This is a genomic window from Paenibacillus sp. FSL R5-192 (assembly GCF_000517845.1).
GTDB classification, from domain to species: Bacteria; Bacillota; Bacilli; order Paenibacillales; family Paenibacillaceae; genus Paenibacillus; species Paenibacillus amylolyticus.
The window spans coordinates 286,495-300,339 of sequence record NZ_ASPR01000014.1 but is presented as its reverse complement, the minus strand read 5'-3'; the positions used below and the strand labels follow the sequence as shown (position 1 = coordinate 300,339).

The window sequence follows — 13,845 nt, the reverse complement described above, 5'->3', positions numbered from 1 at the left end:
AGCCTCTGCTTTCCAACCCTTCACCTCGTCCATATTATTATACTGTTTTTGCGGCTATTAGCGAAGTTCAATAGAAACGTATTTCTGTTCTGTAGGGCCAGTGTACTCCGCACGTGGACGAATGATGCGATTGTCCGCAAGCTGTTCCAAAATATGCGCTGTCCATCCAGACACCCGGCTGATGGCAAAGATCGGAGTGAACAATTCCTGTTCGATCTCCAGTTGGGTGTACACAGAAGCAGAATAGAAGTCTACGTTAGGCTTCAGTCCTTTTTGTCCTGTTACCAGTTCCTCGATCTTCACAGACATATCATACAAGCGCGTATCATTGTTCATCTCGCCAAGTTCCTTGGACATCTTCTGTAGATGTTTGGCGCGTGGATCACCGTTTTTGTACACCCGATGTCCAAAGCCCATGATTTTTTCACGATTATTCAGTTTTTCCTGAATTGCCGCTTCAAGACGATCTGGCGTACCGATCTCATTCAACATTTTCATAACGGCTTCATTAGCACCGCCATGCAGTGGTCCCTTCAGTGCGCCAATGGCGGAAGTTACACCGGAATAGATATCCGACAGCGTAGCAACCGTTACACGGGCTGCAAATGTCGAAGCGTTTAACTCGTGATCCGCATGCAGGACAAGAGCTTGATCCAATGCTTTCACTGCGGTCTCGGATGGTTCTTCACCAGTCATCATATATAAAAAGTTCTCTGCGATGGAAGCGCCTTCTTTTGGAGCCACAGGTTCTTTGCCCTGACGGATACGGGCGATGGCTGCCACAATCGTTGGCAACTGTGCTTGCAACTTAACCGCTTTGTTCTCATTCGCTTCCGTTGTCATCTCATCTGCTTGCTCGTCGTACAGTGCAAGTGCAGAGACAGCGGAACGAAGTGCAGCCATGGTACTGACGTTTTTCGGATACAATTGGATTTGTGCAATCAACTCGCTCGGAATCGGCGCGTAATCGCTCAGGCTTTTACGAAGGGATTTCAGTTCATCCGTTGTTGGCAATTTACCAAACCACAACAAATAGGCAACTTCTTCAAAGCTGGCATGTTCAGCCAAATCGTCGATATCGTAACCACGGTATGTGAGCACACCGTCTACAATAGAACTGATCGAAGAGGTTGTCGCAACGATGCCTTCCAGACCTTTGGTAGCTGTCATATTACATCTCTCCTTTAATAAGCGAAATCAGGAACCATTCCAGAGTGTCATATAAGTGCCAAAATGCACCTATTCTCTTTTTGTAAACATTTTCATTTTAAAATTAACAAATATTTCAAAATACGGTTTTCCTATCTGTCAATCGGTATTTACTTATAACATCATACTGGATTTTGTCGTTTATGTGAACATGATGAGAGTTCATTCGCACATCAAACTTCTTTATCGGACTGATAAAGCATTTTTGAAAGCCTTTACAAAAACAAGGTTGACATTTAATGTTTTTTAACCAATCCTGTCGTATGAAGAACTTTCTATTGCTATATTCTGTAATACTAAGGCATACTCTAGGCAAAAGAAAGAATCCCCGTATATCTTGTTCAAAAATTCGCTTTTGAACAAGATCTGGTATCATCCCGGCGTTTCAAAACCTTGTAAATGCTCTATATTAATTAAGATAGCCATCTATTTCTAATACTGCTTCCTGGATCATACATAGGTCGGCTTAATTGAACTAAGGAGAGTTGATGCTTGGATAGAATAATAATGAAACGCCTGCTCCGTGGCTTATGGGTTATCATTGCGGCCGTTCTGATCGCCGTTGCCATATACTTGCTGTTCCCGCTTTTGTACCCTTTTGCGATTGCCTGGATTATCGCCTATGCCATGAATCCATTAGTGAAACTGCTTCAGCATCGAGCACGATTCCCCCGCTGGCTGGCTGTGACTCTTTCATTGATCCTTTATTTTGGAGCCATTGCGGTGGTGCTGTCTGCGGCGATTACCCGTATGGTAAAAGAAGTCATTTCACTTACGACAAGCTTTGATCTTCATGTTGATGAGATCAAGGACACGTTTGTGCGCTGGACCCAGAATGACACCATTCAAAGTTTGACTGCGCAGATCAATGAATTTTACAAGGAAAATCCCAACTACCAGGAAACCATCAACAGCAATATTAGTAAAACAACTGAAACGGTGGGTACCGCCGTCACAGATCTGGTCACCGGGTTTTTCAACATGATTCTGGGTCTGCTGACTTCCCTGCCCAACATGGGTGCGGTATTAATCGTTGTTCTGTTGTCTACATTCTTCATTAGCAAAAGTTGGACCAGGCACAACATCACCGTATCGGGATGGGTACCCTCTTCCATCCGCAAGCCGATATCCGACATATGGACTGACCTTAAGAAGGCACTGTTCGGATACGCAAGAGCACAATTGATCATGATCTCGATTACAGCACTATTCGTCATGATTGGACTGCTTATATTGCAAGTCAATTCAGCCTTCACCATCGCTCTGATGATTGGTTTGGTCGATCTGCTTCCTTATCTGGGTGTTGGCCTTATCATGGTGCCTTGGGCAGCGTACCTCTTTATGAATGGGGATCTGTATCTGGGCATTGGGATTAGTATTATCTATCTGATCTTATTGATCGCCCGTCAGATTATTGAACCGAAGGTACTTGCAAGCAGTGTAGGGCTCGACCCACTCGCCACGCTGGTTGGCATGTTTGTGGGTTTGAAGTTGTTCGGTGTTCTGGGCTTGATTATTGGCCCTGTCAGTCTCGTGATTCTCGATGCGTTCAATCGGGCTAACGTATTACGCGACCTCAGAACGTATATCATCAACGGCCGTGTCCGATGAGGCATCATCTTATGAGCACCCAGGAAAATAGAAAAAGGCTTCGTTCAACAGAAATCATCTGCTGAGCGGAGCCTTTTTCTATTATGCAAAACAACTGGTGTTTCATTTCGGACGACGATAAAACGTAATTTTGCCACTTTTCATTTTTTTCTCCAGCCACCCCAGGAAGAACAGACGGTACACCGGACGTGTTAATGGAAATACCAGTGTAAACCCGATCAGATCCGTTACAAAGCCTGGAATCAAAAGCAAGAAACCACCGACAAAAATAAAAAGACCATCGACCATTTTTCTTCCAGGTACCTTGCCACGCTCCATCTCGGATTTGGCGTCCACAAGTACCTTTCGCCCTTCAAACTGCAACATTGCTATACCAATCAAGGACGTGAGAATCATGAGAAGCAATGTCTTTCCGGCTCCGATCCAGTCACTCATCAGAACAAAACCAAATAATTCAATCACCGGAATGATTAAGAGTAAAGCCCACATCCATTTTCGCATTGACGTATTACCCCTTTCCCGAAAGCCACACCTTTTCAAGCGCGCTGTATAACTCAGAGGCTACCTTATCCAGCCGAACTGGCTTCCAGTCCCCATTCACCCATACATGCTGGGTAGAAGCTGTAACTAGCCGTTCACCGGGGAGTGATTCATCAGTTGACCATACCCGTTCTCCAATCGCCATATGCTCATCAGGTTCTTCAGACATGCGTCTTACGTCATACTCATAATTCAGTCGCAGACCACTAAATGCAGCAATACGGGTGAAAATGATAATCTCATCATCATATCGGGCAGGCTTGTGATACTTCACATCCAGTCCGGTTACGGGAAGCAGTAACCCCTGTTCCTCCATTTTACGATATGTATACCCCATTTGGCGAATCATCTCAGTTCGACCGATTTCAAACCAATTCAAATAGTTCGCGTGGTAGACCACGCCCATCTGGTCACTTTCTTGATAGCGTACACGAAGACGTGCCGCATACCAGTTACCATTGCTCTGTTCACGCACGTTATCGGCCTCCTTCGCTCTATCATTCATACGTGTTACCTCGTTGTAAAGTGTCAATAAGATGGAAAAAAAGCAACGGGACAATAAAGCCCCATTGCTTCTTTCCTGTTGCTTCTCCATCCAAGACGCTATTAAGCGTTGTTTGGAATTTGGCTTACTTTAATCAGGTTGGTAGAACCGGAACGACCCAAAGGTACACCTGCTGTGATCACAACCAGGTCTCCTTCTTTAACAAGTCCGGATTTTACGCCGCCTTCAATTGCATTTTCGAACAAAGCATCCGTGGAATCAACCAGTCTTCCTTTGACAGGAGTTACACCCCAAGCCAGAGCCAAACGACGGGAAGTTCTGTCTTCCGTTGTCACAGCGATGATTGGAGATTCTGGACGATACTTGGAAATCATGCGTGCAGTATGTCCTGATTCAGTCGAAGTAATGATCGCTTTTGCGTTCAAATCTTGAGCTTGGAGAGCAACCGATTGGCTGATTGCTTCTGTAACTGTTGTTTGTTGAGCAACACGTTGTTTCAGGTACAACTCTTGGTATGGCAGAGCAGATTCTGCTTTTTCAGCAATACGGGACATGGTCAGAACAGATTCAACTGGGTATTTACCCGCAGCTGTCTCACCGGACAACATGATTGCATCCGTACCGTCGAAGATCGCATTCGCCACGTCACTTGCTTCCGCACGTGTTGGACGCGGGTTACGCTGCATGGAATCCAGCATTTGTGTAGCTGTGATAACCGGTTTACCTGCAACGTTACATTTTTGGATCATGCGTTTTTGTACCAATGGTACTTCTTCCGCAGGAATCTCAACACCCAGGTCTCCACGAGCAACCATCAGGCCGTCAGACACTTCAAGGATTTCGTCGAGGTTATCGACACCTTGTTGGTTTTCGATTTTGGAGATGATTTGGATATGTCCAGCATTGTGTTTTTCAAGCAATTCACGAATCTCAAGTACGTCACTTGCTTTACGTACAAAAGAAGCCGCGATGAAATCGACACCTTGTTCGATACCAAATACGATATCGTTAGCGTCTTTTTCGGTGATACCCGGTAGAGAAATGGCAACGCCCGGAACGTTAACACCTTTTTTGCTTTTGATCGATCCGCCGTTAACGATACGGCATTTGATCTCGGTGCCTTGCACTTCCACCACAGTCAGTCCGATCAGACCGTCGTCGATCAGAATTGTAGATCCCGGTTCAACATCATTCGGAAGATCTGTATACGTAATGGAAAGACGTTCTTTGGTTCCCAGAATTTCTTCTGTTGTCAAAGTGATGTACTCGTCTTGAACCAATTCGATCGGTTCAACTTCGAGTTTACCTGTCCGAATTTCCGGTCCTTTGGTGTCCAGCAGGATCGCTACTGTTTTGTTCAACTCTTCGCATGCTTGGCGAATCGCAATGATCCGTCCGCCGTGCTCATCGAAATCACCGTGGGAGAAGTTCAGACGGGCCACATTCATACCGGCCATAATCAATTTTTTGGTGTTCTCCAGAGATTCACTGGATGGACCAATGGTACATACAATTTTCGTTTTACGCATTTTGGGTTTCCTCCGATTTTAAAGGTATTACTCTTTATCTATTTTTCTTTTTCCAACTATTAAATTTACTATACTTTTGCTCATTTGTATAGGAAATTCGTCACATTATTCAGCATTTCCCGACAAATTACTCGCAACATCGACTTTTACAAGCTCTTGAGGGGCTTCATTGGATGCTTGAGGTTCAAACGTGACCGATCCAATTTTACGGAATTTCTCATAACGATCCTGTTTCAGTTGATCCCCGCTCCAACCCTTCATATCGTCGAGATGACGGACCAAAGCTTCACTGATGAAAGCAGCAGATGCTTCATAATCCCGATGAGCACCGCCGCGTGGCTCAGGGACAATCTCTTCAATGACTTCCATCTCCAACAGGTCTTTGGCTGTTATTTTCATTGCTTCAGCCGCCTGATCTGCCTTGGATGCATCCTTCCAGAGAATCGAAGCAGCGCCGTTCGGAGAGATTGCAGAATAGATCGCATGTTCCAGCATCAACACACGATTACCCACAGCCATAGCGAGGGCACCGCCGCTTCCACCTTCGCCGATGACCACAACAATAACAGGAACCGATAGCTTCGCCATTTCCATCAGGTTGCGAGCAATCGCTTCCGATTGACCTCTCTCTTCTGCAGTATTACCCGGATACGCCCCTTTAGTATCAATAAACGTAATAATAGGACGGCCAAATTTGTTCGCTTGTTTCATCAGACGAAGTCCTTTTCGGAAACCTTCTGGATGAGCGCTGCCGAAAAAGCGGGCGATATTATCCTTCGTGTCTTTCCCCCGCTGTTGTCCGATTACCGTTACTGTCTTTCCATTCAACTTGGCAAGTCCGCCAACAACCGCAAGATCGTCTCCGAACATGCGATCACCGTGCAGCTCAATGAAGTCCGTAAATATCAGCTGGATCAGGTCCAGCGCCGTTGGGCGCTGCTGATGACGGGCCAGATGCATCTTCTGAGCTGCTGTTATGCCAGTGTAGATCTCTTCTTCAAGTCTATGGTAACGTTCTTCCAGGCGGGCAATCTCGTCCGTGAAGTCGATCCCTTTTTCCTGTCCAAACTGTACGAGTTCATCAATCTTTTTGCGCATCTCAACCAGAGGCGCTTCATATGGCAACTCACCCGCCATTTAGACCCCTCCTTTTTCACTATGCATATCCAAAAGCTTGCCAAGAGTGGCCCGAAGCTCTTTCCGGTGCACAACCATGTCCAACTGACCGTGTTGCATATTAAATTCAGCCGTTTGGAAATCATCAGGTAACTTCTGACGGATCGTCTGTTCGATAACGATTCTGCCGGCAAAACCAAATACAGCGCCAGGTTCGGCAATGTTAATATCGCCCAGGCTCGCAAAACTTGCCGAGACTCCACCTGTTGTTGGGTCCGTAATGACCGAAATGTACAACCCGCCCTGTTCATCTAAACGGGATAAAGCTGCGCTTGTTTTGGCCATTTGCATGAGGCTGAGAATACTCTCTTGCATCCGGGCACCACCTGATGTTGAGAAAATAATCAATGGTAAGCGTTTCTCTGTGGCATGCTCAATGGCACGGGTAATTTTCTCCCCTACAACAGAACCCATGCTGCCTGTGAAGAAATCAAAGCTCATGACAGCAACAACTACAGGCAGGCCATCAATGGTTCCTTCCCCTGTAATTACCGCTTCCTTCAGGCCCGATTTCAGACGCTGTTGTTCCAATTTGTTGCTATATCCAGGAAAGCCAAGTGGATCAACCGATATCATATCAGCATCAAACTCAACAAATCCTTGATCATCAAGTACCATAGCAATGCGCTCCATAGCGTTAAGACGCATATGATAACCGCAGGCAGGACATACTTTCAGATTTTTCTCCAATTCCTTGCTATATTGAATCGTGCCGCATTTGCTGCACTTGTTCATAAGCCCTTCAGGTATTTCACGTTTTGGGCGTTCTAGGACTTCCTGGCCTTCGCCGGGAAGTGCACGCTCGGAAGGTATGGTAGCGTACTTCCGTTTCTTCTGGAATATATCTTTGAACACAACTACACCTCTCCAGCCGTTGATTTGATGGCCGCAACCTGCAAAGCGCTGCTTGTGGCAGCTTCATCCGCGTGTTACGGTAAACCGCTTACGACCCACACGCTGCCATGGGCCTTGTCCAGCATTCACAACAAAAAAATCCGCCGGTACAGGGCAAGGATCACCGGCTTCTGTCAGCACGATTGATGTTACCTGCAAAAACCGAAAGATTGTTGCGCCGATGTTTGAATCTATCTTGGTAGGGTCTCCGGGAGCAACCAGGTCGGTCCTTGTCCTAACAAAAAAAGAAGGAAGGACAGCAGCATACAATACATGCAAGTCGATTCCTCTCTCCGCTTACGCGATTAGTCCCTTATGTACCGATGGTACTTCTTCATCTGCCAAGGCACGTTGATGTCGAACAAATCAGGAATGCAGAATGGAATTCAGCACTTCCTGGACCTCTTCCAATTCCCCAGAAGGGACGCGAATCTCAAATTGCTGCTTGGATAAACTGATGGGACGGGTCTGTACCAGAAAACCTTCTTCCGAAAGCTTGGTCTTGATCTTGTCCGCAACCTTTGCTGTCGGTGCAATGTAAATCACCGTCCACATGCCTTGTCCGCCCCCTAAGCTAATGTTCAGAGCCCGTATATTGGACTAATGATAACATACCTCACTTTTTTTCTGCAAGAAAGGGTTCGGGACCTTTGGGGAGAATTTGGGATCATGAGGGACATTAGTCCCCCACGAATAACTCATATGGTTGACGAAATCTTCTTGTTCATACCTCTTCCATAAGTAGCCGCAAGCTTATCAGGGCAGCGTCAGCCGCCCTTGAAGACCTTCATATGAGCCATTAGATTGACCATAACAGACAAGCATGGAAATACAGGGGGTTAAAGGTCTGAGGGGTATTTTTTGGCTTTAATATTTTTGTGTGCAATCCGGGCAGAAGCCGCAGCAGCCACCCCTGCGACCAGATCATCCAAAAAGACATGAATGGCTGTTGTGTGTTCGTTCAAATCATGAATTACACCTATTTTTTCTTTATCCAGGTAACCAAAGCTGGTTAAACCAATCATACCATACACATGAGTAATGCCGAGGGCCAGAGTCTCGTCCACTCCATACAGGGATTCATCCGCTTCCATAATAGCCTGTAACGGTTGGGGCAAGAGTTTTTTCTCCGCAAGTTCGTCGAGAGCAATACCCGTATAGAGCGTATATTGCACCTCTCGTTTCTGCAGAACGGATTTCACGCTGGTTACACAGTCGTCCAAGGTCAGTTCGGGGTGGTACCCTTTTTGCAGACGGTATACAATTGCTGCGATTGCATCAATCCGTACACCCCGCCGGGCCAGCATGGCTTCTACGATTTCATATGACATATCTCGACCTCCCGCATCAATCCCCCGAGGACCACGAGGTCCTTCGGTGTTCTCAAGTGTATGCAGCAACCTGTTAAAATGTTCATAAAATGTGCGGATGGTTAAGACCAGTCGCACCCTGGACCTGTTGCAGGATTGTACATTCCGCTCTGGTCTGTAGCTGGCCTATGACAAGTCTGCAATTTGTTTGTTTAAACCCTGTCGTCAGGGAACCGAGCTCGCACTAAAATAATCAAAAAAAAAACCTGTTCAGCATTGAGCCAAACAGGTTTCATACTATGGATAAGTGCTATCACTTACGGGACAGCCTCTTATTTAATTTTGACCGTGCCTTCACCCAGCATTTTCTCCATCTCGGAGAACAAGGTTGGTGATGGCTTAATCCGGTAGGCATCACTCAGCGCAAGCAGCTTCTGCTGCTGCTCATAGAAGAGCACTGTCGCCACAGGTCCGGGATGCTCCTGAAGCAGCTGCTTCAGACGTGCCAGAAGCTCAGGCTTCTCCGCATGCGGGGCAATCTTCACGAACACCCGTTGCTCCACGGCTCGCGGTTCGCGGCTCTGCGCTGGGCTGCCTGCCGCCTCTGCGGCACCGCCAGGCCGGGAAGCCGCCACCGTGGCTGCGCCCGTACCCGCCGCATCGCTGCGCGTCGCTGCTGAGCCTTGGCTCCCTCTGCTACGCGCAGCGGAAACATCCCCGCCTGCGCTGCTGCGCTGCGCTTCGGCTCCTGCGCCCGCTGGTCGCCGCGGAGAAGCCGCCTGCGCCGGGCGCGAAGAGCTGCCGCTGCCGGGCTTGACGCGCCGGTCACGGCTGCGCAGCTGCTGCTCCAGTGCCGCCGGTGACAACGGCACCACTTCCTCAGCCAGCAGCTTAAACCCTTCGTCCTGCTGCTGCACTTTGGCACGCACGACGAGCAGTTCACCTTTCCCGACATGTTGCTGGCTACGCCGCCATACCTCGGGAAAGAGAACCACTTCACAGCGTTCAATCTGGTCTTCCAGCTCCATGAACGCCATAGCCTTGCCCTGTTTCGTCGTAATCGACTTCACAGACACAACCATACCCGCGGCGACGGTCATCGTGTCGTCTGCCGCCTCGGTCAACTCCATGATCCGGTCAGCCCCACTGGATTCCAGCACATCTTCATAGTCATCCAGCGGATGCCCGGAGAGATACAAACCTAACAACTCACGCTCTAGCTCCAGTTGCTGCCCTGAGGAATAAGGAGGAATTTCCGGATATTCAATCTCCCAGTTTGGCGTCTCAACAAAGTCGAACAATTGAATCTGCAGATCCTCGCGTTCCTTGCGCCATTTCAACGCCGCTTCAACAGTCTCATCCAGCATCGCCAGCAATTGGGCCCGGTGGCCGGGTAATGTATCAAAAGCTCCGGCCTGGATCAGCGATTCAATCACACGTTTGTTGCATACACGCAAATCCACACGACGACAAAAATCGAGCAAACTGTCGAATGGTCTCTCCTGCCTTACGATCATAATGCTTTCCATTGCCTGGGTACCGACATTTTTCACAGCGGCCAGACCAAATCGTATTGCACCCGTTAATTTTTCCTCATCCGAATTATCATTAGACACTGCAACGTTCTTCTCCACAGAGGACAGCTCCTCTTGTTCCGCGCGCGAAGAAGACACCTCTTGTCCTTCGTCATTACCATTATCCATTGAAGAAACCGTCACCAATCCCGGTTCCTTCCGGTTGTCGGATGCCTCAGGCATGGTTGTCGCTGCCTGCCATTCATATCCACCACCGTCCTCTTCCGGTCCAGGACCGGGATCATCCGGTAGAGGTGCTTCACCATATTCGGTTTGTCCCGAATGCCCATCATGCTCATGAACGCGATCTTCCCTGAAGGAACTCACGTTACCATTCGTGGCATGTTCTTCGGCAGGGCTTCCAGCGTCATTCTCTGCATCTGCTCCCGCAGTCTGCTGCGATGCATTGCTCTGATCCCCGGCTCCTGCGCTGCCGGACGGCACAAATACAGGTGTAAACAGAATACCGCTCTCATTCACATCCGGCGGAAGCACCTCCATGTCCATACGCCGACATTCCACTACGTACTCTGCCACTTTCCGATGACTGCCCATTACGGCTGTTAACATGGATGCCATAAAATGAACCGGATAATGCGCCTTCAGATAAGCCGTCTGGAACGCAAGCACACCATATGCCGCGGCATGAGCACGCGGGAAGCCATAGTTGGCAAACTTGACGATCATATCATAGACCAGGTCTGCCTCTTCTTCGCTATACCCTTGTTTCAGGCTGCCTTGTACAAAGTGTCCACGCTCCAGATCCAGCACTTCCCGTTTCTTCTTGGAGACCGCTCTGCGGAGCAAATCTGCCTCACCCAGCGAGAAACCCGCCATCCGGGAGGCTATCTGCATGATCTGTTCCTGATACACGATGATCCCGTACGTATCTTTCAGGATAGGCTCCAGATCCACATGGGGGTAATCCACTTCAATCTGTCCATGCTTGCCCTGAATGTATTTGGATATGAACTCCATCGGACCCGGACGGTACAAGGCAAGTACAGAGATTACATCTTCAAAACTACTTGGCTTCATCTCTTTCAGCACACGGCGTACCCCGGCAGATTCCAGTTGGAATATGCCCATCGTGTCCCCTCGCCCAAGCATCTCGTACGTTAACGGATCATCATCGGGGATAAGGCGGAAATCCGGAATTTCTCCATGTTCCCCAATCCAGCGTACACACCGCTCAATGATTGAGAGGGTACGCAAACCAAGAAAGTCCATCTTAAGCAGCCCAATAGACTCCAGGTTTTCCATGGAATACTGGGTTAACGCTGTCCCTTCACTGCCCTCCTGAAGTGGCACCGCATCGGTCAGCGGGTCACGGGAGATAACCACTCCCGCAGCATGGGTCGAAGCATGACGTGGCATGCCCTCGACCTTCATCGCCATATCCAACAGCTCACGTGTCTTAGGCTTCGTTTCATACAGCGCCTTCAGCTCAGGTGTAGCTTCCATAGCCCGCTCGATGTTAATACCAAGTTGCGCCGGAATCAGCTTTGCAGCCTTGTCCACTTCGCCATAAGGCACATTCAGGGCCCGCCCAACATCACGTACAGCTGCACGGGCAGCCATCGTTCCAAACGTAATGATCTGGGCGACATGGGCTTTGCCATATTTATGCGCGACATAATCAATGACCTCATCCCGCCGCTCATCGCTGAAGTCAATATCAATATCCGGCATGGAGATCCGCTCGGGATTCAGGAATCGTTCGAAGAGCAGGTTGTATTTCATCGGATCAACATCGGTAATATGCAAAGTGTACGCTACCAGACTACCTGCCGAGGAGCCCCGGCCCGGTCCAGTAACAATGCCTTGCTTATGCGCATAGGCGATAAAATCCCAAACAATCAGGAAATAATCCGAGAATCCCATGCTGTCGATTATACCCAGCTCATACGCCAATCGTTGTTCGAGTTCGGATCGAAGCTCTGCATCTGTCCAACGTGTGGACTGCGCATAACGCTCCTCCATTCCTTCTTCGCACAGCTGACGCAGATACACCGAAGGGCTGAGTCCATCAGGAAGCGGTCTGTATTCCGGCAAAATCGATTTGCCAAATTCCAGCTTCAACTCACAGGAATCCGCAATGCGGACGGTGTTTGCCAGAGCTTCGGGTACATGAGGAAACAAACGAGCCATCTCTTCTTCACTTTTCAGATAGAGCTGATTGGTTCCAATTCGGAGCCGATTCTCATCATCCACGGTCTTCCCTGTTCCGATACAGATCAATACATCCTGAAGCTCCGCGTCCTCTTCGGATAGATAATGTGCATCATTGGTAGCTACAAGCGGAATCTCCAGCTCGGCAGCCAGTTTGATCAACTGTGGATTTACCCTTTTTTGCTCCGAAAGCCCATGATCCTGAAGTTCCAGATAGAAGTCGTCACCAAAGATATTTTTGTAGCGTAACGCCGCACGCCTCGCCTCTTCTTCTCGTCCATGCAGTAGATGTTGTGGTACTTCACCACCAAGACACGCACTTAGACAGATAATGCCCTCGTGATGGGCAGCCAGACTTTCCATATCTACACGGGGTTTGTAATGAAAACCTTCGAGATGTCCAATCGAGCACAATTTCATCAGATTACGGTAACCCGTCATATTTTTGGCCAGCAAAATCAAATGATGAATCGGTTGATCCTTGCGGCTTCCCCGCTCTTTGCGGGACCCTGCTGTCATGTATGCCTCGCACCCTATAATCGGCTTGATGCCTCGTTCAACGCAGGCTTTATAAAAAGGAATTGCACCATACATCACGCCATGGTCGGTCAGCGCAAGTGTCGTCATTCCGAGATCTGCAGCCTTATTCACGAGATCCGGAATACGCGCAGCGCCGTCCAGCAAACTGTATTCGCTGTGAACGTGCAAATGCACAAAAGAACTCATGTTTTTTTCTTCCTTTCGCCGCAGATAGTCGCAGCATTGATCTTCTGATCCGTCTGCTACCCTATCTATCTCATATATATGAATTAAATAAATAAAAAAATGGAATCACCTATTAAAATTCGTGACAACCTCTTAAAAGGAGACTTTATTATTCTATTTTATCATAACGTTTGGGGGCACGCCCATACAATAGAAGTACAAGCCGCTCCCCCTGTGACAGACCGAAGACAGGAGGTGTGCTGCTAGGTCTGAAAGGGGTGTTGCCAGTGAGCACATTTTTGTCCAAAGCCATTCTTGATTTCTTTATTGCGTTTGGAATCGTGCTGGGCGGCGCGATGATCGGAGGTATTGGAGCAGTGATCTCTCTTCAGCCTCCGACACAGACGATGCTCGATATTTCTGGAAAAATAAAGATATGGGCACTCGCAGCCGCTGTCGGCGGCACAATAGATCCCATGCGTGTCATCGAGAGCAATTTCCTGGATGGTAACCTGTCTCCGGCAGTCAAACAAATCCTGTATTTGATCTCTGCTTTTATGGGCGCGCATATGGGAACCGAGCTGGTGAAATGGGTGTGCGGCGGAGGCCGGAGCTAATAT

General features: G+C 48.4%; 12 protein-coding genes. 2 read left to right on the top strand and 10 right to left on the bottom strand.

Features of this window, described 5'->3' with window-relative positions:
* Positions 1 to 57: 57 nt before the first annotated feature.
* On the bottom strand, positions 58 to 1,170 hold the full coding sequence (gene citZ, locus C161_RS09755; RefSeq protein WP_017689488.1) for a citrate synthase: 1,113 nt from the start codon (positions 1,168 to 1,170) through the stop codon (positions 58 to 60).
* A gap of 531 nt (positions 1,171 to 1,701) precedes the next feature.
* On the opposite strand from citZ, the gene ytvI reads away from it, so the two are divergent.
* Positions 1,702 to 2,820 carry a sporulation integral membrane protein YtvI gene (gene ytvI / locus C161_RS09750; RefSeq protein WP_036669968.1) on the top strand — a complete coding sequence of 373 codons (1,119 nt, stop codon included), beginning with the start codon at positions 1,702 to 1,704 and terminating at the stop codon, positions 2,818 to 2,820.
* 102 nt (positions 2,821 to 2,922) lie between these two features.
* On the opposite strand, the gene C161_RS09745 is transcribed toward ytvI, so the two are convergent.
* The 9 genes from C161_RS09745 to C161_RS32960 form a co-directional block, all read right to left on the bottom strand.
* On the bottom strand, positions 2,923 to 3,321 hold the full coding sequence (locus C161_RS09745; RefSeq protein ID WP_036669966.1) for an FxsA family protein: 399 nt from the start codon (positions 3,319 to 3,321) through the stop codon (positions 2,923 to 2,925).
* 7 nt (positions 3,322 to 3,328) lie between these two features.
* Positions 3,329 to 3,865, bottom strand: a complete 537-nt coding sequence (locus tag C161_RS09740) for an acyl-CoA thioesterase (RefSeq protein WP_051449677.1) — start codon at positions 3,863 to 3,865, stop codon at positions 3,329 to 3,331.
* A 101-nt stretch (positions 3,866 to 3,966) separates the two neighbouring features.
* Positions 3,967 to 5,394 carry a pyruvate kinase gene (pyk, locus tag C161_RS09735; RefSeq protein WP_017689492.1) on the bottom strand — a complete coding sequence of 476 codons (1,428 nt, stop codon included), beginning with the start codon at positions 5,392 to 5,394 and terminating at the stop codon, positions 3,967 to 3,969.
* Positions 5,395 to 5,499: 105 nt separating this feature from the next.
* A complete protein-coding gene (locus tag C161_RS09730; protein ID WP_036669951.1) occupies positions 5,500 to 6,531 on the bottom strand; it encodes an acetyl-CoA carboxylase carboxyltransferase subunit alpha in 1,032 nt (343 codons plus the stop codon).
* Positions 6,532 to 7,425, bottom strand: coding sequence for an acetyl-CoA carboxylase, carboxyltransferase subunit beta (gene accD / locus C161_RS09725; RefSeq protein WP_036609844.1), 894 nt, complete (start codon positions 7,423 to 7,425; stop codon positions 6,532 to 6,534).
* Between the two features lie 63 nt (positions 7,426 to 7,488).
* Complete coding sequence (locus C161_RS33300; protein WP_255319678.1) at positions 7,489 to 7,623, bottom strand: hypothetical protein; 135 nt, start codon at positions 7,621 to 7,623, stop codon at positions 7,489 to 7,491.
* A 207-nt stretch (positions 7,624 to 7,830) separates the two neighbouring features.
* Positions 7,831 to 8,019: a hypothetical protein gene (locus tag C161_RS09715; RefSeq protein ID WP_017689496.1), complete on the bottom strand. Its 189-nt coding sequence runs from the start codon at positions 8,017 to 8,019 to the stop codon at positions 7,831 to 7,833.
* 284 nt (positions 8,020 to 8,303) lie between these two features.
* Complete coding sequence (locus C161_RS09710) at positions 8,304 to 8,795, bottom strand: phosphatidylglycerophosphatase A family protein (RefSeq protein ID WP_036609851.1); 492 nt, start codon at positions 8,793 to 8,795, stop codon at positions 8,304 to 8,306.
* A 311-nt stretch (positions 8,796 to 9,106) separates the two neighbouring features.
* Positions 9,107 to 13,246, bottom strand: coding sequence for a DNA polymerase III subunit alpha (locus C161_RS32960; RefSeq protein WP_036669950.1), 4,140 nt, complete (start codon positions 13,244 to 13,246; stop codon positions 9,107 to 9,109).
* Positions 13,247 to 13,512: 266 nt separating this feature from the next.
* Between C161_RS32960 and C161_RS09700 the strand changes: the two genes are divergently transcribed.
* Positions 13,513 to 13,842, top strand: coding sequence for a YtrH family sporulation protein (locus tag C161_RS09700; RefSeq protein ID WP_026081169.1), 330 nt, complete (start codon positions 13,513 to 13,515; stop codon positions 13,840 to 13,842).
* The last annotated feature ends 3 nt before the right edge of the window (positions 13,843 to 13,845 follow it).